16 protein-coding genes are annotated in these 21,163 nt (G+C 44.8%); 10 read left to right on the forward strand and 6 right to left on the reverse strand.

The window, feature by feature from the left end:
* Positions 1 to 3: 3 nt before the first annotated feature.
* From MAHAU_RS14205 to MAHAU_RS14220, 4 genes are all read right to left on the reverse strand, one after another.
* Positions 4 to 672: a potassium channel family protein gene (locus MAHAU_RS14205; protein WP_013782403.1), complete on the reverse strand. Its 669-nt coding sequence runs from the start codon at positions 670 to 672 to the stop codon at positions 4 to 6.
* Positions 663 to 1,292 (reverse strand): potassium channel family protein, encoded by a 630-nt coding sequence (locus tag MAHAU_RS14210; RefSeq protein WP_013782404.1) that lies wholly within the window; start codon positions 1,290 to 1,292, stop codon positions 663 to 665. The genes MAHAU_RS14205 and MAHAU_RS14210 overlap by 10 nt, the downstream gene beginning before the upstream one ends.
* Positions 1,293 to 1,787: 495 nt before the next feature.
* Positions 1,788 to 2,951 carry a hypothetical protein gene (locus tag MAHAU_RS14215; RefSeq protein ID WP_013782405.1) on the reverse strand — a complete coding sequence of 388 codons (1,164 nt, stop codon included), beginning with the start codon at positions 2,949 to 2,951 and terminating at the stop codon, positions 1,788 to 1,790.
* A gap of 110 nt (positions 2,952 to 3,061) precedes the next feature.
* Positions 3,062 to 3,724, reverse strand: a complete 663-nt coding sequence (locus MAHAU_RS14220; protein ID WP_013782406.1) for a hypothetical protein — start codon at positions 3,722 to 3,724, stop codon at positions 3,062 to 3,064.
* A gap of 382 nt (positions 3,725 to 4,106) precedes the next feature.
* On the opposite strand from MAHAU_RS14220, the gene MAHAU_RS14225 reads away from it, so the two are divergent.
* The 5 genes from MAHAU_RS14225 (at position 4,107) to MAHAU_RS15805 (ending at position 7,483) form a co-directional block, all read left to right on the forward strand.
* Positions 4,107 to 5,318 (forward strand): hypothetical protein, encoded by a 1,212-nt coding sequence (locus tag MAHAU_RS14225; protein ID WP_148258444.1) that lies wholly within the window; start codon positions 4,107 to 4,109, stop codon positions 5,316 to 5,318.
* A gap of 449 nt (positions 5,319 to 5,767) precedes the next feature.
* Complete coding sequence (locus MAHAU_RS14230; RefSeq protein ID WP_041644184.1) at positions 5,768 to 5,986, forward strand: hypothetical protein; 219 nt, start codon at positions 5,768 to 5,770, stop codon at positions 5,984 to 5,986.
* Positions 5,986 to 6,267: a hypothetical protein gene (locus tag MAHAU_RS14235; protein ID WP_041644185.1), complete on the forward strand. Its 282-nt coding sequence runs from the start codon at positions 5,986 to 5,988 to the stop codon at positions 6,265 to 6,267. The genes MAHAU_RS14230 and MAHAU_RS14235 overlap by 1 nt, the downstream gene beginning before the upstream one ends.
* Before the next feature lie 410 nt (positions 6,268 to 6,677).
* Entirely contained in the window at positions 6,678 to 7,085 is a 408-nt protein-coding gene (locus MAHAU_RS14240; RefSeq protein ID WP_013782408.1) for a hypothetical protein, read from the forward strand.
* A gap of 221 nt (positions 7,086 to 7,306) precedes the next feature.
* Complete coding sequence (locus MAHAU_RS15805; protein ID WP_171804990.1) at positions 7,307 to 7,483, forward strand: hypothetical protein; 177 nt, start codon at positions 7,307 to 7,309, stop codon at positions 7,481 to 7,483.
* 66 nt (positions 7,484 to 7,549) lie between these two features.
* On the opposite strand, the gene MAHAU_RS14245 is transcribed toward MAHAU_RS15805, so the two are convergent.
* Together MAHAU_RS14245 and MAHAU_RS15810 are read right to left on the reverse strand one after the other, a co-directional pair.
* Positions 7,550 to 7,789 (reverse strand): hypothetical protein, encoded by a 240-nt coding sequence (locus MAHAU_RS14245; protein WP_013782409.1) that lies wholly within the window; start codon positions 7,787 to 7,789, stop codon positions 7,550 to 7,552.
* Complete coding sequence (locus MAHAU_RS15810) at positions 7,786 to 7,950, reverse strand: hypothetical protein (protein ID WP_013782410.1); 165 nt, start codon at positions 7,948 to 7,950, stop codon at positions 7,786 to 7,788. Before MAHAU_RS15810 ends, MAHAU_RS14245 begins: the two co-directional genes overlap by 4 nt.
* A gap of 721 nt (positions 7,951 to 8,671) precedes the next feature.
* Between MAHAU_RS15810 and MAHAU_RS14250 the strand changes: the two genes are divergently transcribed.
* The 5 genes from MAHAU_RS14250 (at position 8,672) to MAHAU_RS14270 (ending at position 21,155) form a co-directional block, all read left to right on the forward strand.
* Complete coding sequence (locus MAHAU_RS14250; protein WP_013782411.1) at positions 8,672 to 12,178, forward strand: helicase-related protein; 3,507 nt, start codon at positions 8,672 to 8,674, stop codon at positions 12,176 to 12,178.
* Positions 12,168 to 14,930, forward strand: a complete 2,763-nt coding sequence (locus tag MAHAU_RS14255) for a DUF1156 domain-containing protein (RefSeq protein ID WP_013782412.1) — start codon at positions 12,168 to 12,170, stop codon at positions 14,928 to 14,930. Before MAHAU_RS14250 ends, MAHAU_RS14255 begins: the two co-directional genes overlap by 11 nt.
* Positions 14,931 to 14,944: 14 nt before the next feature.
* Positions 14,945 to 18,301 (forward strand): Swt1 family HEPN domain-containing protein, encoded by a 3,357-nt coding sequence (locus MAHAU_RS14260; RefSeq protein WP_013782413.1) that lies wholly within the window; start codon positions 14,945 to 14,947, stop codon positions 18,299 to 18,301.
* Positions 18,302 to 18,488: 187 nt separating this feature from the next.
* Positions 18,489 to 20,465 carry a glycosyltransferase gene (locus MAHAU_RS14265; protein WP_281004388.1) on the forward strand — a complete coding sequence of 659 codons (1,977 nt, stop codon included), beginning with the start codon at positions 18,489 to 18,491 and terminating at the stop codon, positions 20,463 to 20,465.
* Positions 20,466 to 20,966: 501 nt separating this feature from the next.
* The gene (locus tag MAHAU_RS14270) at positions 20,967 to 21,155 is read left to right on the forward strand and encodes a helix-turn-helix domain-containing protein (RefSeq protein WP_013782415.1); all 189 of its coding nucleotides are present in this window, start codon (positions 20,967 to 20,969) and stop codon (positions 21,153 to 21,155) included.
* Positions 21,156 to 21,163: the final 8 nt, after the last annotated feature.

The following is a 21,163-nucleotide window of genomic DNA, read 5'->3' on the forward strand; positions in this document are numbered from 1 at the left end:
CACTCATCGTTTGGAAAAATAATCGTAAATATGTTCTATACCGTCTTCGTTAGCCACCACGATGATATCATCGCCTGCAAGTAATTGAGTCTGCCCGTTGGGAACGATGATTTTATTTTTTCGGATGACGGAAGCGATTATCGTTCCTTTAGGCAGGCCTATCTCCGCAATGTTTTTTCCCTCCGCTAAAGAGCCTTCGGCTACGGAGACTTCCCGAATGCGGACATCGCCTACCTTTTCCATAAGCACGCGGTTGATATCCGTCCAGTCCACTTCTTTCCCGATGATCTCCGCGATACGTGCCGTACTGCTGACCACAGAATCGACGCCCAAGCGTTTAAACACATTTATGTTTTTAGGATTGTTCACGCGCGCGATGGTATGCGGCACGGCAAAATACTTTTTTGCAAGTTGGCAAGCGACGAGATTATTTTGGTCGTACCCGGTTACCGCGATCAGCATATCGGCTTTTTCAATCCCCGCGTCCTTCATAAGATAGGTGTTTGTACCGTCTCCATATAACAAGTCGATACCCGAACCGCTCAGCTCGCTCGCGAGCTTTTTGCAAAGGTCATAATCTTCATCCACCAATACCAGCTTGTGGTGCTCGGGCGCCAAAGTTTTGGCAAGATAATATCCGACCTTACCGCCGCCAATGATGATTATATACATTCCGCGTCACCGTCCCAACCGATGTATTCTGATATAATCAGCATGTCGCCAGGCTGGATAATAGGGTCGGCATTGGCAAAAAGGAAACTTCCGTTCCTTATAACACCGAAGATATTTCTGCTGCTCAAAGTTGCAGTGCTTCTACCTATAAATTGCCTGGGCGGTTTAACCAATCGAAACGAGATATTGACGCCGCCTAGATTGACGGTTGCGTGTTCATTTTGCGGGATCAACATATCTTTAAGCTTATCTACCGCCAACATTGTCGGACAGATGGTCGTCAAGCCCATTTTATCGAATACCCTGTCCCTTTCGGGATCATACAAACGCGTGATTACAGTAGGCACGCCGAATAACTCATCCGCAATTTGCGAAATCATAAAATTCATATTATCGTCGTTCGTCACAGCCGCTACCGCATCTGCCTGTTCTATTCCGGCGCCGCGCAGCACGTCCTCATCGATCGGTATGCCGGCAATTACCACGCCGTTAAATCCGGATCCCAATTGCTCGAATTTCTTGGGATCGTTATCTATTACGACCACATCGTGGTTCTCCTGAGATAACGAAAGCGCCAAATTGGAACCGATCTTCCCGCAGCCTGCGATTATAATATACATAGCTTTTATAACACCTCCGTGTTTTATAGACAAAGTATAGCGAGATTCATATAAAATAGGTGTGAAGATGTTATTGGAAGGTATAAAGATTCTGTTAAGATCCTGCTGACTATTCAGGTGCTGTTATGCATAGGCGACGGTAACGATTAGCCTATGAAACAACACTGAATAATCAGCTAGAGCATACAAAATAAGGCTTGGGAGAACATCCCAAGCCTTGCAACATGCTAAAATACTGGAGCTGGCGAGCGGACTTGAACCGCTAACCTGCTGATTACAAAGAGCATATCGATTATTTTTAACCGCGTCGCCTTATACATTGAGCCCCTTTAGCTCGCTATTTTACAGCATTTATATTCTTTATATAATTCATAATTTTATATGCTCTTTACCTTCTAATTAGAAGATTCATTAGAAAATTAAAACTATATTATATTAGGCTATTAGGCCTGAAAACTTGTTATTGCTCAAGTTCAGGCCTTTTTTATTAGCTATTTATTGAACCTCAATTAAATTGATGATTGTCTTGTACATTCCGTCTTTCGCTGCCTGCTCTTTGGATTCGTTTGGGATTGCATCAGTATACCACATGATATATTTGTCCGAGACATATGCCTGCCCATACTCTGAGGGGAAATCAATTATAATCTTTTGATTTATGCTGTACACTCGCTTTTTGCGATTTTCATCCCAGCTTACATAGTTATTGCTGACATCAGGAAATTCATAATCATGTCCTTTAGATTTCTCAATAACAGTTTGCTTACCCTTTTGGTACAAGGTTAATATATTCTCTGCCCCAATATCTTTTACAGATGAGGTTATGGTTTTACCGCTAAAAACCAGATTATCGCCATAAGCACCTAGATACTGCGGATTCATATTCTGCGGCGAAATTACCGTGGCTTTATTGCTTGTCATATCCTGATAGTATAAATAGCTATAAGCTAGATTATCCTTTGATGGCCCAAGCCATGCCACAAAATTATTGCCTATCACAGGCATAGCTGCATCTTCTTTAAACAAGCTTGTTTTGGAGGTTTTGAAGTCATAAGAATATATGCAAAACTTTACATTCCCATTTTTATCGGTTGTTCCACAAGAGTATAAGGCATAATTGCTTCCAAGCGCTATTTGGATATCCCCGGAAGATGAGTTTTGCTCTCCGCCCAATGTTTGCATTTTGTTCGTATGCCGGTTAAAAAGCACGGCTTTTTGCTCTCCTCCATCTTCATATGGAATATATTCACTCCATAAGATATATGTATCATTGAATTGTATAAATTCCGGTTGATAGCGATCTTCCAGAGTACACACTGTAGAGCTCTTCCCTGTAGCGATATCATATATTACAATTTTAGACGGTTTATTGTTTACCGCCGCGGTAAAGCCGCATATTTCCTTGTCAGAAATTTTAACTGGCAACCATAAAGTCCCATCATCGAGCACAGCTAAAAATGTCTTCACGTTTTTCTTATCAAATACGGCGCTATAGTCTTTTTCAACTATTTTTTCTTCAGTAGCAGAGTTATTAGTTGTGTTGCTTGAATTTGAATTTGTATTATTTGACTGCGACGGTGTTTTATTGTTTGAATTATGCGTCACACAGCCTGATAAAAGCATAACGATCATTAATACGAGTAAACTAATTTTTCGCATTTATACCCTCCAAAGTGTTATTACCAAATAATGCCACGGCCGTTCATAATCCGCGCCATAGTTATACTACCACCCAAATATGGAACACACCTATAGTCGAGCCTTTAAAATTAATCAAGAGGGGGCCTAGGCCATTGTGGCATTGCATTGCAATAATTTGTTAGATCAACAAACAGCTTTTCCCATAATGGACTATGTACAGCATTTGACGATGTGAAATCGCTGTTATTTATTGTGTATTCTGTTAGCCCTTTTACATCTTTTTTTGTTATCTCAACTATTTTATCATTTATATCTTTCATTTTAGTGAATTTAGTTATTTGATCTTCGCTTAACTTAATAACTCCCTTTTGATCATATGCAATATTAAACGTATCCGGTATCCTGTGCAATATCTGAGCACTTATGTATACCGAGAAATTATCTAAAACCACTGTCGTACAGTTGCCAATACCTCTATCCTTTATTGCATAATATGCATATATACGACTTAAATCATCCATATTCATAGCTTGATTGAAAAATTCGTTCCCTAAAATATTTGCATTTACGATTGTAATTTGTTTATTTTTTAAAGAGTCATCTAACATTTTGTCTGTTTTTAATGCTGATGTTGAAAATTTAAGAGTTTCTTCATAAACTTTCGGAGAAAAATAATTATCTATGTTTGTTAATTTTAGGTGGGAAAAAATATTAAAGGCTAATGAAATGATTAACGATATAATTACAAGAATGAGAATAATAACCAATAAATTTTTATTTTTGCTAATCATAAGTATATTCCTTTCTAGTTACAAATATAAAGAAACTAAATAGGTATCTGCAATTCGTAACTTATACGAACTTTTTATTATAAGCATAAGTAATGCATATTACGAATTGCAGATAGACATTTATATATTTTTACTTTTATTTGTTAGGGGTTTTGTTATGTTGCGTGACTAGATCTCTCATGCTGATTATCAGCAGTATCTGTTGTCTGTTTTACCTGGATTTTGAATACCGACAGGGATTAGCTAGTCGCTTTGGAGGGTTCTATCTCCAAATTGTACCTGCTTGACCTCGATTAAGGTCTACCCTATCATCGAGGGTCTGTATTCTGCCACCAGCAGACCCGCTAAGAATCAGCAGGCCATTATCCGTCCTTTGGTCCTTATGCCCGATCAAAAGGCTGATAGTATTTCTCAATGGGCTGATACTGCAGCCTCTGATCCTATTCTCCGCTCTATATGCGGCCTCGATTCGGATACGGCTTGCGGTGTTGCTTCTTATTACGATTTTATCAATCGTTTGTGGCTCTCTCCTCTTAATAGCTCGGCTCGCATTAAAAAGCTTAGGCCTTTTAAATCAAAGCCTCGACGTAAGCTTAAAGCCGGTCAGAAACAACCGTCTAAGCATTCAGGCGTTGTCGCTAAGTTGGTTAAACTGGCTATAAAAGATGGCTTACCTAAGTATCATCCCAAACGTGTGCTCCAACGCCTCCTTGCACGTGCCGTCGTCGATGATTCAATGAAGTTAGGCATCTTGGGCAATCCTCAGAGTTTTGTTGTAGCGGCGGATGGTACTCCTTTTTATTCTGGCGCTAATCCCAGAGGTACCAAGGTCTGCGATTGCAAATCCCGTGGTATTTATGATTGTAAGTGCCCCAGGCGTTATTCTGATCCTGATGCTCGCTTGGGTTGGGATAGCTATCGTGAACAGTGGTACTACGGCGATAATCTCTTCTGCGTTGTCGCGGCTGACAGCCCTTATGATCCCCCTGTTTATCTTCGCATGGGTCAGGCTTCTCGCCATGATAGTGTGTTATGCATTTTCGCTCTATCTGAGGTAAGAGAGCTTTATCCTAATATTCGTATCGCTGAGGTTATGGCTGACGGAGCTATGGATAATTATCCGACTTATGAGCTTCTCCATAGCTGGAATATCACTCCGTTCATATCGCTTGATTCTAATGCCAAGGCTAAGTCATCGGGTGAGCTGCCATCAGGTGTTTTATGCCTTGATGATAAGGGTAATCCCATTTGCCCTGCCGGCATCTCTTATCAAAACTGCGGTTATTCGCATCCTAAGGGCATCAAGTACTGTTGTTGGTTCGCTTACAAAGGTATTGATAGCCCTTGTAAATGTACTGATTCACCTTATGGCAGAACCGTTTATCTTAAACCTGGGGATGATTTAAGGCTTTATCCGCCGGTACACCGTGACAGCAAGGCTTTTCGCAAGAGGTACAAGAGGCGTACCACTGCCGAGAGAAACAACAAGAGGTTGTTTATCGATTATGATATCGAAGCCTACGGTAGCAGAAGTTCTAAGATGATATTTGCTTTGGCCACTATGGCTGCGATAAACAGCCACTTAGACGCATAGCTTAAAGTTACCGGTTTCAGTATCATTGACCTGCTGGAGAATGGAGTTATAGCAGCGTAAACAGCATATAGGCATAAACCGTAAAGCGATAAATCTAATGCCAAAATCTGCCTATATTAGGCAGGTTAGCTTTGCTATGCCCTTTTCGACTTATTTTTGAGTCAGTCACGCAATTATAAGATTGTCAATGTACAATTATGCCAATATATGGCATACCATATTGGGCTTTAACCTTTCGTCAACCATTGTTTTGATGCTCTATAGCTCGTGCTGGGAATTTGTTGAATTCCCAGTTGGTTTTCGAAAGTACTCTTTACACTTAACTTACAACATAGATGTCTTTATAATTCTTATATACGACATAAATAGTAAAATTCCTTCTTTTTGAAAAAATTTTCTAAATAAGAATACACCAAATATGAGCTTATAAAAAACAGATCCCTCTGATATTGACCATTGTTTTTAATGAGCTGCTAGGATGCTTTGAAGTAATCATAGCTTCAGTATTTGATGTAAAAGAAGCTCATAAGCTTATAGAATCGTTAGATCAAAAACATAACGAAACGATAATAGACAAATGCGAAGTTTTAACAGCAGATAAAGAATACGATGACAGCAAACTGATAAATGTATTATTGAGTGTGAATATATGGAAGGCTGTTCAGTAATGCAAGAGATAAAGGTATCGCTTGAAGGAGACAGGAGGATGCTTACGCTTATAGATCGTTCGAGTTATAAACGGAAGAGGGAATATAACAAGCGGACCACAGTAGAGCATGTAAACAGTAGGATAGGTGCATCCTTTGGGTTTGAGAAACACTATATACGTAGTCAAAAGAAGATGAGCACAAGGTGCGGCTTGGCATTATGTGTGATGCTGGCTATGGCCGTTGGTAGGATAAAAGAAGGGCCAATGGACAAGATGAGGAGTCTGGTTAAGAGCGCTTAAAAAACATAAATAATCCACAGGATGTAAGATTTCCATACTATTATCCACAGGCAAAAATGAAAGTTGTGAGAGGAGGTAGAGTATGCCCATTTTTAGGGTTATAACGAACAAAAAGGTGGTATAGGATACAGGTTAAGGTAATAAAAGGCAAATACGCAGATATAATGGGATAAAAATCTGGCTCTATTGAGATTAATGAGGCTAATATGTTTTCCCTTGAGAGAAAAAATGTATACATCGCAAATAGTTCAATATATTTAAGTCTTTAAATTTACATCCCATTGTAGTATCATAATTAATGTGTTTTGACTTCGCATCAAACCATGGAAAGCATAGCAAAAAACTATAACATTTAATTCATAGAGCGGTTTTGAACAGCGGATATTTAATAATATATAGGAGGTAAACCCATGAAGAAAAAGGTAATTATCATAGGAATCATATTATGTCTTATTGTTAGTGCTGCAATATATTTTTCACTCCCAGCTCCCATTATAAATAATAAAGATAATCTACAAATTTACCGAGTAAGCATTGCTAACTCAAAATATGATTATGATGACGTTACCAGCCAGATAGATTGTAACAAATTGGCACAATTGATCAGTACATACAATCGAAGCAAACTTCCGCATTCTTTTGCTCCGCATCAGATAACGGTCGGCGAAATTGAAATTGACGCTATCGCTGACAATAAGGTAATGCATATTATACTTGGAGATGTCAATGTCGTTTACGAAAGCGCTGATAAGGGTGGCTATACAATTTATAACAGCGAGCAATTAGAGAGCGAAGTTTTACAAATGATTCAAAAATAACGTACTTTAAAATAGTATATACACTTTGTATATAAAAATAGCGAGGCATAATGCCTCACCTATTTTGACGAGTTCCTGTTTCCCGGCTTTATTTATAGGATACCCTGCTTAGACATTGCCTGAAGAAAGGCTCATAACCCCCTTCTTCAAAAAGAGATATGAAATGATATGATACCCTCAAGTAAGACACTAAAATATAAAAATCTACTTGGGGGTATTTTATGTCCAGAAAAAGTAAAATTGAAGCAGCAGAAAAGGTAAAGATCATTGAGCGGTATCTAAGAAGAAGGAGTACTGAATCGCAGCCAAGCCGCACACCGGAGGAAGCGCTGCGTGATATTATTCTGTCTTTCATTATTTCCTTGCCGAAGCTTTCGGTGCCCATTTTTATAAAATGACATAGGATAAGATATGTTTGGTATAGGATTAGACCATTGCCATCACTTTCTTGGCATTGATTGCCCCTATTTTAAATCCAATGCACGGTAGATGGTGTTGTTCCTATCATCTTCATCGATGTAATGAATAAGCCCGGCCAGAAGTTCATCTTCACCGGTACAGTGTATGGCTTTTACCATATTTGCAACACAGCTATATATGATTTCAAGGCGGTATATCTTCCTGCAATTTGAGGATATCATGATACTGTCTATACGCTTCATACTTCGGTTTAGCTTTGCAAAATCTACAAAGGCATCTGTCATAGACTCCATTTCTTCCTTTCTAAATCAATAATTGCTGAGAAAATAATATCTGCAAATCCTTTTGCCCAGGAGTTTTCGATGAACTTTTTAGTTCCCTCGCTTAGGTAATAGAAACTGTCAGTCATGCTGCATTGTTGATAATCATTGGTAGTAAAAGCCATGTGTTACACCGCCCTTAAATCGATTTCTACTACCTATATTCTACTACAAATTGGCATAGGGAGAGGAAATATTGGTAACTTTAGATCAATACTTTTGATACCCTAATCTTTTTATTATTTATCCAAAAAAGGGAGTGTCGCTAACACTTAAATAGTGTTTTGCGACACTCCCTTTTTTATAGCAAAATACCTATTATATAGCCACATTATCCTGTTTATGTATAGACAGCGTATCCGGCAAATTTTCGCATACATGTCGCAGGGTTTGGGAGAACATCCCAAACCCTGCGACATGCTTAAATACTGGAGCTGGCGAGCGGACTTGAACCGCTAACCTGCTGATTACAAAGAGCATATCGATTATTTTTAACCGCGTCGCCTTATACGTTGAGCCCCTTTAGCTCGCTATTTCACAGCATTCATATTCTTTATATACTTCATAATTTTATACGCTCTTTACCTTCTAATTAGAAGATTCATTAGAAAACTACGGCCTACTATTGGGTAAATGTTATCTATATAACTTGGCTTGTTCAGCAGAAAAATCATCGTTCACTAACATTATTTTCTCTTACTTATTTCTTAATCTGCGTTTATTATATCCCATGCATATGATATAATAAATTTAGTTTTTGTGTCTAAAGCGATGGAAGAGACCAAAACGCTCATTTATCTTAAAATGATAGGATAGCTATAAGTATGGGAGTCGAGAGAAATTGTTATGGCTAAATTAGAAGAACTAAGAGCGGGAACGGTGCTCAAAGGTATACTGGCTGATTCGAATGTCACGGTTATAGACGCTAAATGGGTAGGCAATGTTGCTGTAGAGCTTACCTATAAAGATAACGCCGGCAATGTGGGCAATGAGTTGCTTTTCAGAGATAAGGAGCCGACTATAGAGGTGGTACAAAAGGGCTTGCCATGGAGCTTTACGGCTGATGGAGAGATGCTGAGGCTAACATCGGAGGCCTATAGAATAAGATTGGCTTATCTGTTTGACCCATATCTTGCAGTGCATACCTCTATGATAGAGCCATTGCCGCATCAGATAACGGCAGTATATGACGAGATGCTCAAGCGTCAGCCTCTGCGCTTTTTGTTGGCCGACGACCCGGGTTCTGGCAAAACCATAATGGCCGGCCTGCTCATCAAGGAATTGTTAGTAAGGGGAGATCTGGCACGCTGCCTTATAGTGGTGCCTGGCAACCTGGCCGAGCAGTGGCAGGATGAAATGAGCAGCAAATTCAATCTACCTTTTGAGATAATAACCAATGACCGGATAGAAGCAGCGCGGAGCGGAAATATTTTTCTGGAGGTGCCGCTTTGTATAGCCAGGTTGGATAAACTGGCAAGAGATGAGGATATACAAAACAGGCTGGCCGTAACCGACTGGGATCTCATAATATGCGACGAGGCCCATAAGATGTCGGCTACATTTTTCGGAGGCGAGAGGAAGTACACAAAAAGGTATAAATTAGGCCAGCTTTTATCAAAAATAACCAGGAATTTTTTGCTTTTGACGGCCACGCCGCATAACGGCAAAGAAGAGGATTTCCAGCTATTTATGGCTCTGCTGGATGGCGACAGGTTTGAAGGCAAATTTCGCGATGGCTATCATAATGTCGACGTGTCTGATATGATGCGCCGTTTGGTGAAAGAGGATTTGCTCAAATTCGACGGCACACCGCTTTTCCCCGAGCGCATAGCTTATACCGTAAATTATAAGCTGTCGGATCAAGAGGCTGCGCTGTATAAAGAAGTGACCGATTATGTACGCGAGGAATTCAATAGGGCCGATGCCTTGAACAATGAAGGGCGCAAGGGTACGGTGGGCTTCGCGCTTACCGCGCTGCAGCGCAGGCTGGCGTCGTCGCCCGAAGCCATATATCAGTCGCTCAGAAGAAGGCGCGAACGACTGGAGAAACGCCTGAGAGAAGAACGCATAATGAAGCGCGGCGCCGATGCTGTGGAGTCGGACTCTATTTTATTGACGCAGGATGAGATCGAGGATATGGAAGACGCGCCTGATGCCGAGGTACAGGCTGTCGAAGAAGCAGTGGTAGACCAGGCTACCGCCGCTCGTACCATAGCCGAGCTGGAGGCCGAAATAGATAGGCTTAAAACACTTGAGGCCATGGCGTACGATGTAAAACGCAGCGGGCACGACAGGAAATGGGATGAGCTGTCCGCGTTGCTTCAGCAGGACGCCCATATGTTCGATGCTGAAAATAGGCGCGAAAAGCTCATAATATTTACCGAACACAGGGACACGCTCAATTATCTGACCGAAAAAATACGTACACTTCTCGGCAATGCCGATGCTGTGGTAAACATACACGGCGGCATGCTGCGGGAAGAACGCCGAAAAGCGCAGGAACGCTTTACGCAGGATAAAGATGTGCGCATATTGGTGGCCACCGATGCTGCGGGCGAGGGTATAAACCTGCAACGCGCTCACCTCATGATAAATTATGACCTGCCATGGAATCCGAACAGATTGGAGCAGCGCTTTGGCCGCATACACAGGATAGGCCAGACCGAGGTATGCCACTGCTGGAACCTCGTAGCCGATGAGACGCGCGAAGGCGATGTATTCCGCTGTCTTCTCAATAAGCTGGAGGAGGAGCGCAAGGCACCGGGAGGCAGGGTTTTCGATATACTTGGTAAGATAACCTTCGATGATAAACCGCTTAAAGATCTGCTAATAGAGGCTATACGCTATGGCGACAGACCGGATGTGAGAGAGCGGCTCACCAGGGTAGTGGAAAACGCCTTGGATACACAATATCTGAGAAAGCTTTTTGAAGAGCAGGCGCTGGTCAGGGATGTAATGGATGTTTCCAAGGTGATGGAGGTTAAGGAGGAAATGGAGCGCGCCGATGCGCGCCGCCTTCAGCCCCATTTCATAGAATCATTTTTTTTGGAGGCTTTTACCTATCTTGGCGGAAGGATAAGGCAGAAGGAAAGAGGGCGCTACGAAATAACATTCGTGCCGGCTGAAATACGCAATCGCGATAGGGCTATAGGCACAAGGCAACCGGTGCTCAGCAAATACGAGCGGGTATGCTTCGAGAAAACCCTTATAAACGTGCAGGGCAAATCTGTCGCGGAGCTTATATGCCCTGGTCACCCGCTGCTCGATGCCGTCATAAGCCTTATCATGGAGCGCAATGCCGATATATTAAAGCGCGGCGCAATACTAGTCGATGAAACGGGCGTGGCCGAGCCGAGGCTGCTGTTTTATATAGAGCATGCCATACAAGACGGGCGCACCGATGCCAATGGCAAGAGAAGGCTGGTATCAAAACGCGTTCACTTCGTGGAAATGGATAGCAGCGGTGGATGCCGCAATGCCGGTTATGCACCTTATCTCGATTACCGGGCATTAAAGGATAGCGAGATGCCTGAAGCACAGCGGATATTGGATAATATGGGCTGGCTTAAAGGCGATATAGAGGATATAGCTGTGCAGTACGCCGTGAGCCGGCTTGTACCTGAGCATTTTGAAGAGGTTAGAAATAGAAAGGTCGAACTGGTAGATAAGACTATGGCCGCTGTAAGAGATCGGCTGACCAAAGAGATAACCTATTGGGACAGGCGGGCGCAGGAGTTCAAAGAGCAAGAGCAGGCCGGCAAGCCAAACGCCGGGCTTAATTACGAGAAGGCAGCGCAGCGCGCCGACGAGCTGGCAGGGCGCCTGCAAAAGCGTATGCAGGAGCTGGAGCAGGAGAAGCGGCTTTCACCGCTGCCGCCGGTTATAATAGGAGGTGCGTTGATCATACCGGCCGCCATGCTGAAAGGAGAAGAACCCGCTACATTTGCGCGCGATACCGATGATATAGAGAGGGCTGCTATGCAAGCCGTCATGGCGGTGGAACGCCGAAATGGTTTCGAGCCGCGGGATGTAAGCGCCGATAAATGCGGCTATGATATAGAATCGAGGGCAAAAGGCGGCGGCTTGCGCTTTATAGAGGTAAAAGGCCGGACGGCCGGTTCCGATACTGTAACCGTGACAAAAAATGAGATATTAACGGCGCTCAATAAGCCGGACGATTATATACTGGCACTTGTGGAGGTTGATGGCCAAAAGGCCGCTGTGCGTTATATAAAGGTGCCGTTTAAGTATGAACCGGACTTTGCGGCTACCAGCGTCAATTATGATATAAAGCAGCTCATGGCTGCAGGCGAAAGCGTATATTTCGAGGAGGTACATTTATTTGGATTATAAAAGAAAGCTCATAGAGGTGTCATTGCCGCTTGAGGCTATAAATAAAGAATCGGCGCGCGAGAAATCCATACGCCACGGCCACCCGTCCACACTCCATCTGTGGTGGTCCAGAAAGCCGTTGGCTACGGCGCGAGCAGTATTGTTCGCATCGCTGGTCGACGACCCTTCGGAGCATCCGGAGCTATTTCCGACTGAAGAGATGCAGGATAAAGAGCGGCAACGCCTTTTCGATATTATAGAGAAACTGGTTAAATGGGAGAACGCCGGCAACGAGGCTCTGTTAGTCCAAGCGCGCGGGGAAATAGAAAAATACGCGGTTAATGAATTGCCGCCCGTATTGGACCCTTTCTGCGGCGGCGGGTCGATACCATTCGAGGCCCAGAGATTAGGCCTTAAGGCATATGCGGGCGACTTGAACCCTGTGGCCGTGCTCATAACAAAGGCCATGATAGAGATACCAGCGCGATTCTCCGGCATGCCGCCCATAAACCCGCAAGCGAGGGCTAAGCTGGGCAATGATGCTAAAATCAAGGGCGCATCGGGTTTAGCCGAGGATGTGGCCTATTACGGACGCTGGATGCGCGACGAGGCGTACGAGCGCATAGGAAAATTCTATCCCGAGATAGACCTGCCTGCTGAATACGGCGGAGGAAAAGCATCGGCCATAGCCTGGATATGGGCGCGTACTGTCAAATGCCCAAATCCGGCCTGCGGCTGCGAGATGCCCTTGACCAGTGAATTCTGGTTGTCCAAGAAAAAAGGCAAAGAGGCATGGATAGAGCCTGTGGCGGACAGGACGGCCAAAACCATAGTATATAAAGTGCATAAAGGCAAGGGCGATGTGCCCGATGGCACTGTGGACAGGCGCGGCGCCAGGTGCGCCGCGTGCGGCATGCCCGTCGGTCTAGACTATGTGCGTGCCGAGGCCAAGGCCGGCCGCATGGGAGCGCAGCTTATGGCTGTGGTGGCCGAGGGCAAAAACGGAAGGATCTATCTGCCGCCCGAATACGGTAAGCAAGAGGCTGCCTATGATGCTGTGCCTCAGTGGGAACCTGAAGGCGAGTTATTTGGGAAGGCAAGGGTAAACGTACCACTTTATGGCATGACGAAATATGCAGACCTTTTCACCTCGCGTCAACTCACAGCGCTGACGACATTCTGCGATCTTATAGCCGAGGCCCGGACAAAGGCCGCGCATGATGCAGAGGCGACCGGCATGGACGAGGCTTCAGCCAAGGCGTATGCTGATGCTATAGGCGTTTATCTCGCCTTTGCGGTAGACAAGCTGTCCGATTATTGCTCAAGCATATGTACGTGGGTTATTGATAGGGATACTATAGCTCATACATTTGGGAGGCAGGCTATACCTATGGTTTGGGATTACGCTGAAGCCAACCCATTCTGCCGCTCTACAGGCAATTTCCTAAGCTGTGTAGAGTGGTGCGTCAGGTTTTTGAAAAATGTAGTACCGGGCATAGAAGGGCGCGCCGTGCAAAACGACGCCATGAAGGGCATGCCTTTCGGCAAAGGCTTTGTCATATCCACGGATCCTCCGTATTACGATAATATAGGCTACTCCGATCTTTCGGATTTTTTCTATATATGGCTCAGGCGTTCTCTTAAGGATGTTTATCCCGAGCTTTTCTCCACCGTCATGGTGCCCAAGGCCCAGGAGCTGGTGGCCACGCCCTATCATTTCGAAGGCGATAGGGACAAGGCGCGTCGCTTCTTTGAAGACGGATTGATAAGGGTGTTTAAGAATATAAGGGAGGCGGCGTCGGACGAGTATCCCGTCACCATATACTATGCCTTCAAGCAGAGCGAGGCTGAGGCTGACGGCGACGGTGAGCATGCCGATATACTGCACGCCTCTACAGGCTGGGAAACCATGCTGACCGGCCTTATAAGCGCGGGCTTTGCTATAACCGGCACATGGCCCATGAGAACAGAAAGAAAGGGAAGGCCAGTAGCCAATGGGACGAACGCCTTAGCATCGTCTATAGTGCTTGTGTGCCGCAAGCGCCCGGAGGATGCTCCGCCCGCATCGCGCCGCCAATTTATATCAGCGTTGCACAGGGAGCTGAGCGCTGCCCTGTCGGATATGCAGAGCGGCAATATACCGCCGGTGGATCTGGCCCAGGCCGCCATAGGGCCGGGCATGGGCGTGTTCTCGCGCTACAGCGCTGTATTGGAGGCCGACGGTACGCCTATGACGGTGCGTTCTGCACTCCAGCTCATAAATCAGGAGCTGGATGCATATATGGCTTCTCAGGAGGGCGAAATGGACGCGCACAGCCGCTTTTGCACCGCCTGGTATGAGCAGTTCGGCATGAACGAGGCCGATTACGGTCAGGCCGATGTGCTGTCGCGCGCCAAGAACACATCGGTGGATAAGCTGGCAGCGCTCGACGTGTTGGCTTCTTCGAAGGGCAAGGTGAGATTGCTCAGGCGCGACGAATTGAAACCATGGGATGAACTGCACAACGATGCCAAGGGCATGGTGTGGATGTGCGTTCAGCAGATGGCGCGCGCCTTGGAGAAAAACGGTGAGGATGGCGCCGCTTCGATAGCGGCGAGGATATCTGCCGAGACGGCTGAGAATGCCAGGTCGCTGGCATACAGGCTTTACATGATAGCTGATCGCAAAGGATGGAGTGCCGAAGCGTATGCGTATAACGCGCTGGTAGTAAGCTGGCCGTCCATACAATCCAAGGCCGCTGACAAACGTAAGATAGAGCAGATATCCATATAGATGGGAGTGTTATTATGGGTGAGAACATAGACATGATAGGTCAAGGCTTCAGATGCCTTGTCAAAGCGCTGGCGCCGTATGTGGCGCGCGAATTGCAACGCCAATACGCTGATAACTGGTGGAAGGAGGGCGTGTTGGATGTGCTGTGGGATGACCAAAAAAAAGACTTGCCCGAAAGCGGCGAATGGAGCGAGCTGGTCGATTCGCTGGACATACAGCGCTGCCTCATACTTATGGATGCCAACTGGAATACGGTATTCAAGCGCAAGCTTACCATAGACCACCGCAACTGGATAAAGGAATTAATCGGTATAAGGAATAAATGGGCGCATGCCGGCAGCCAGGACTTCGATGAGGATTATACATGGCGAGCGCTGGATACCATGGCCAGATTGGCCGAGCACATAGATGATGAGAGCACAGAGGAAATAAGGGCTCTGGCGCGGCAGGTGCGCTATGGTACAGCCGAAGCCTCCACCACTGCGGCTGTGCAGCAGCCACCGATTGCGGCCATGCAGCCTGATTATGATAATGGCCTGCCACCTTGGCGCTATGTCATAATGCCACATCCGGACGTGGCGCAGGGACGTTACAAAAATGCAGAGTTTGCCGCTGATTTAGCGCAGGTAGTACATGGCGAAGGCGCTATAGAGTATAAAGAACCGGTAGAATTCTTCGCGCGCACATATATAACCGAGGGCTTGTCCGGCCTATTGGTACAGGTATTGAAGCGCGTGTCAGGCAAGGGCGGCGAGCCTGTCATACAGCTCAAAACAGCTTTCGGCGGCGGCAAGACGCATAGCATGCTGGCGCTGTACCATTTGCTGCGCGGCACGGTATCGGCTGAGAGTCTTATGGGTGTAAGAAGCGTTCTCGATAAAGCCGGCTTATCATCGGTCGTGAAGACCAATGTGGCCGTATTGGTCGGAACGGCGTTGGATCCTACCAAAACGCGTCGCCCACCAAAATACTCCGGCATAAGCATAAACACGCTTTGGGGCGAGATGGCGGCCCAATTGGCTGAACAGGCCGGCGATATGTCGCTTTATGAATACGTGAAAGAGGCTGATAAAAAGGGAGTATCGCCCGGCTCTCAAGCGCTGCGCCAGCTTTTTGACGCTTGTGGACCGTGCCTTGTGCTGATAGACGAATTGGTGGCATATGCCAAAAAGCTTTACGGTGTGAGCGATAAATTGCCGGCCGGTACGTTCGATAACCTCATAACGTTTATACAGGAATTGAGCGAAGCGGTGCGCGCCAGTAAAAACAGCGTCGTCGTGGTGTCCATACCGGAGTCTAATATAGAGATAGGCGAGGGCGGCGGCAGAATAGCGCTGGAGGCCATAGAGCACGTCTTTGGGCGCGTGGAGGCTGTATGGAAGCCAATAACGGCCAGCGAAGGCTTTGAGATAGTAAGGAGAAGATTATTCCTAAAGCCACAGGACGAAGCCGGTTTGGATAAAGTATGCCGGGCTTTTAGCGAGATGTACAATGCCAACCCCTCCGATTTTCCGCCCGAGTGTAAAGAAATCACCTATTTAGAGCGCATGAAAGCGTGCTATCCCATCCACCCCGAGGTATTCGACAGGCTGTACGGCGATTGGGCGACGCTGGAACATTTCCAGCGCACGCGCGGTGTATTGCGCCTTATGGCCGCTGTTATACACGATTTATGGATGAAAAATGACAACGGCCTTATGATAATGCCGGGCTCTATAGCTTTGGACAACCCTTCAGTCAGGGATGAACTGACAAAATACCTGGGCGATGGCTGGGATGCCGTCGTAGATAAAGAGATAGACGGACCCAATTCCGAGCCGTATAAGATAGACAAGGAAAACCCTCGTTTTTCCAAGTATATGGCAGCGCGCCGCGTGGCCAGGACCATTATGCTGGGCAGCGCGCCTTCCTCTCGTGAGCAGCACAATAGGGGCATAGAGATATCAAGGATACATCTCGGGGTAATGCAGCCCGACGAGCAGATAGCGGTGTTCAACGATGCTTTGGCGCACCTGCAGCGCAAATTGTCTTATCTTTATAGTGATTCATATGACCTGAGGTTTTGGTATGACACGCGTCCGACACTTAAGAAAACCGCGGAGGATAGGGCTGGTCAGATACCGACGTCCAGGGCCGAAGAGGAAATAGAACGGCGTATAAAGGCTATACGCGAACGCGGCGATTTCGCCGCTGTCCATGCATGCCCGTCATCGTCGCTGGACGTGCCGGATGAACAGGAGGCTCGCCTGGTAGTGCTACCCATATCCTGCCCTTATCGGAGAAACGACGGCCAAGCTGTTGATTATGCTATGAATATAATAGATAATAGAGGCAATGCGCCGAGAATTTATAAGAATATGTTAGCGTTTGTGGCTGCCGATAGCGACGCTAGAGTGGCACTCATAGAAGATGTTAAGCATTATCTGGCATGGAGGTCAATATTGGATGACGCTGAAATGTTAAATTTGGACATGGGACAGAAAAGAGAGGTTGAAAACAGCGTAAAACGCGGCGACAGCGCGGTGAATGTGCGTTTGCAGGAGGCGTATTGCTGGCTTCTCATACCTGTGCAGGAAGGCACCGATCCAATAACGCTTGAGATAGAACGAATAAGCGGCTATGACGAAAGCTATGTGGCTAGAGCGTCTAAAAAGATGATACAAAAAGAAGCGTTGATTACCAAATGGTCAGGCATAAGGCTGAGGATGGAGCTGGACAATTGGTTTTGGAAAGGCCAGCAGCATGTGCAGATAAGAAAGGTATGGGAGGCCATGTGCACGTACTGCTACATGCCGCGGCTCAAAAACGCAAATGTGCTTTTAAACGCCATAACTGAAGGAGTAGCTTCGGATGATAGATATTTTGCCTATGCAGAGGGCTATACAGACGATGGAAGGTATATGGGTCTGCGGTATAAAAAGCCGCTTATGTATGTGGATATAAACGGATACCTGGTGAGGCCGGAAGCCGCCGAAGCTCAAATAGAGGCCGAAAAAGCTAAAGAAGAAGCAAGTGTATCGCAACCACCGGTATATGAGCCGCCACAAGATGGAGGAAGCAACGTAAACGAAGGACATACGTCAGGTGGCGTGGCGTCAGGTAACACAGCTATAGTGGAACCACCGCCACGTAAGAAAAAAATTAGGAGATTTTACGGCACTGTGGCTCTTGATCCCATGCGCTTGGGCAGCCATGCCGGAAAGATAGCCGAGGAAATAGTACAGCACCTAAATGTTATACCCGGCGCTAAAGTAAGGATAAAGCTGGATATAGACGTGGAAGTCGATGACGGCATACCCGACAATGTGATACGCACAGTCAGCGAAAATTGCAACGCGCTTAAGTTCGAATCATCATCTTTTGAAGAATAAGGTAAATGATAGCGGTAGGCTGGCATAGAGAAACCTCTGCCAATGCTTAAAATAGAAAGTATGGTGGGAAACAATGGAATCGGTTCTATATGTTGTTGGCTTGATTATTGCCCTGACCTTCACGATTTTTAATATCGATGATATTATATGGGACATCATTTGTTTTATAAATTGGAGAAAAATAAATTTGCGGTCGAAGCGGATAGCGCTGGAAAAGCTCGACAGCCAACCTCCCAAACTTTTAGCTATCGTCATAGCTGCGCTGCATGAAGAAAAAGTTCTGGAACCGGTAATCGACAACTTGATAGCAACGATGCATTATCCACGTTCTATGTATCATATATTTATCGGCGTATATCCAAACGACGAGGCCACTACGGCGGTAGCTGATGCGTTAGGGCAAAAATATCAAAATGTTCATACTGTGATAAATGTGCTTCCAGGCCCTACGTCGAAAGCGCAAAACTTAAATAATGTGATATCATATATTCGCCAATTTGAATTGGATCATGATTATCGTTTTAGCGCTATCACAATACATGATTCTGAGGATGTCGTCCATCCGTATGAGTTGAAGATGACTAATTTTTTGATAGAAGAATACAGCGCTTTACAATTTCCGGTGTTTCCATTACAAAGGATGCCAAATTGGAAGAATTTTTTCTCCGGCATGACGTCGGGTACTTATGCCGACGAATTTGCCGAGAATCATTTTAGAATTATGAGGATGAGGGACTCGATGGTGGCCGTGGTTCCCTCGGCAGGCACTGGTTTTGTGCTTTCACATGAGATACTGGATTACTACGAAAATCAACCTTTGTTCCCGGAAGATAGTTTAACTGAGGATTATAAACTTTCTATAAAATTAGCTGAGGATGGCTTTCACGTTCACTATGTTTTGGAAAAGGTTATAAGATTATTAGACAATGGTGCTTTAAGATGGGATTATATTGCTACTCGGAGCATGTTTCCTAACAAATTTAGAGCGGCAGTACGTCAAAAGACACGATGGATTTATGGTATTACCATGCAATCCATAAAACTTTCTGATATATTTGGGGTAGGCCGCGGCAATTTAAATGTCACTGAAAGTTATACGTTGTACAGGGACTTAAAAGCTAAATTCGTGAATTTGTTAGTATTGCCTGGCTATTTCGTTTTTGTTTATTTTATCCTTTCGTTTTTCACATCAATTCCTGTTATGTACCCTGTCAATACATTTTCGGGACAGCTATGCATCTTTTTAACATTTATGATGATATACCGCCAAACGATGAGAGCAATTGCTATAAACAATGTATATGGTTTTAAAAGCGTGATTTTTGCGTGCCTTCTCCCACCATTTATGCCAATTCGCTTAATCTGGGGTAATATAATAAATCTATCGGCTACATTATACGCATGGCAATGGGCTATCTTAGGCAATAGTAAAGGTAGAAAGAAAACGAAAAGGCAGTGGAACAAGACCGAGCATGAGTTTTTGGATAAGAATATTTTGCATCGTTATTATCGCAATATAGGCGATGTGCTCCTGGAAAAACAATATATCGCTCCAAAAACTTTGAAGGAGATGTTAATGCTATCCCACAAAGAGAATAAACGGCTTGGAGATGTTCTTTTGGAAAACAATGTTGTTACCGAAGAACAGCTGATGATTGCAGTAGCTGCATCTCAACACAGGTTGTTTGTAAAAAACATTTCGCTGTTTAAAAGCGATGCTGCAAATGATTTTGATAAGCAACTACTTGCTCAATCATCATTTTATCCACTGCTTAAAGTAAACGATGGTTATGTTATAGCACAGACTAATTTTACACCTCCTGATGCATATAACAGTTTTATTGACGATGGATACAATATTTATACGGTATATACCACTAAGGATAGGGTGTTAGAAGCCATTGAAACCGTAAACAACGAAGGTTCTAATCTTACCAATAATTTAGTTAACGAGTTGCTCAGACAAGACAAAATAACTTGGGAGCAAGCTGTGTTAGCAATAGACAATCAATCTTATATTCCTAATATCATCGGTTATATGGGTATTGGTTCACCTTTTAGGATAATAGATAATTCAAACGATGTGTTTACGCATAATTACAAAGCACCTGAAAGGAAACCGGCGTTTTTACGAAGGCCGCGTCGAGAAAGCCCACCTATTTAGTGCTTTAGAAAAATTACGCTGGGAAACTTTGGTCCAAAGCTTTGCTAACTTTTATCAGATATGCTCTGCAAAATTGATTTGAGGCTAAACGTCACCTTCGCCTATGCATAATGACAACTGAACAGTCACCACTAATATCACAGAATAATAACAACATCGCAAAAAGCTATTGCAAAAAACAGAATAAGTGGTATACTGTAAATATAAAGTTTTGTTGTGGGTAACTAGATTACCCGAGCTGTCCAACGCCGCAACAGAATGCGGGTCCGTATTACGGGTGGCAGCAATGGCCTCATGCGAGGAGCAGGGGGGTCAGTGATTGCCGGACATTTCTGCCGGTGAAAATTTAAAGGTGAATTGTACCCAAAAAGGCAACATTAATATAGGTGTATTAAGGTTGTCTTTTTTTGGTTCTAAAAGCGGTAAAACGCAGTTAAAAGTGTTTTACCGTTTTTTTATTTTTCTTGTTTCCATTTTATACTAAGGAGGTGCAAAGAGCGTATGGAAAAAGCAACCTATTCCGTGAAGGAGGTAGCCCAAATACTAGGAGTCGGGCAAGTGCTCGTATATAAAGAAATATCCATCGGGAATATACCAGCTATCCGGTTGGGTAAGAGGCGCGTAGTCGTGCCAAAATGGGCTATAGATGAGCTGCTGGGACGCCAAAATGGTCAAACATTAAATGTATAGTCGTATGT

This window comes from Mahella australiensis 50-1 BON, assembly GCF_000213255.1.
GTDB classification, from domain to species: Bacteria; Bacillota; Clostridia; order Mahellales; family Mahellaceae; genus Mahella; species Mahella australiensis.

Excerpts from the sequence above, each read along its gene's own strand:
- MAHAU_RS14205 (WP_013782403.1), bottom strand. The coding sequence starts at position 672 with ATGTATATAATCATCATTGGCGGCGGTAAGGTCGGATATTATCTTGCC.
- MAHAU_RS14210 (WP_013782404.1), bottom strand. The coding sequence starts at position 1,292 with ATGTATATTATAATCGCAGGCTGCGGGAAGATCGGTTCCAATTTGGCG.
- MAHAU_RS14215 (WP_013782405.1), bottom strand. The coding sequence starts at position 2,951 with ATGCGAAAAATTAGTTTACTCGTATTAATGATCGTTATGCTTTTATCA.
- MAHAU_RS14220 (WP_013782406.1), bottom strand. The coding sequence starts at position 3,724 with ATGATTAGCAAAAATAAAAATTTATTGGTTATTATTCTCATTCTTGTA.
- MAHAU_RS14225 (WP_148258444.1), top strand. The coding sequence starts at position 4,107 with ATGCCCGATCAAAAGGCTGATAGTATTTCTCAATGGGCTGATACTGCA.
- MAHAU_RS14235 (WP_041644185.1), top strand. The coding sequence starts at position 5,986 with ATGCAAGAGATAAAGGTATCGCTTGAAGGAGACAGGAGGATGCTTACG.
- MAHAU_RS14240 (WP_013782408.1), top strand. The coding sequence starts at position 6,678 with ATGAAGAAAAAGGTAATTATCATAGGAATCATATTATGTCTTATTGTT.
- MAHAU_RS15805 (WP_171804990.1), top strand. The coding sequence starts at position 7,307 with ATGTCCAGAAAAAGTAAAATTGAAGCAGCAGAAAAGGTAAAGATCATT.
- MAHAU_RS14245 (WP_013782409.1), bottom strand. The coding sequence starts at position 7,789 with ATGACAGATGCCTTTGTAGATTTTGCAAAGCTAAACCGAAGTATGAAG.
- MAHAU_RS15810 (WP_013782410.1), bottom strand. The coding sequence starts at position 7,950 with ATGGCTTTTACTACCAATGATTATCAACAATGCAGCATGACTGACAGT.
- MAHAU_RS14250 (WP_013782411.1), top strand. The coding sequence starts at position 8,672 with ATGGCTAAATTAGAAGAACTAAGAGCGGGAACGGTGCTCAAAGGTATA.
- MAHAU_RS14260 (WP_013782413.1), top strand. The coding sequence starts at position 14,945 with ATGGGTGAGAACATAGACATGATAGGTCAAGGCTTCAGATGCCTTGTC.
- MAHAU_RS14270 (WP_013782415.1), top strand. The coding sequence starts at position 20,967 with ATGGAAAAAGCAACCTATTCCGTGAAGGAGGTAGCCCAAATACTAGGA.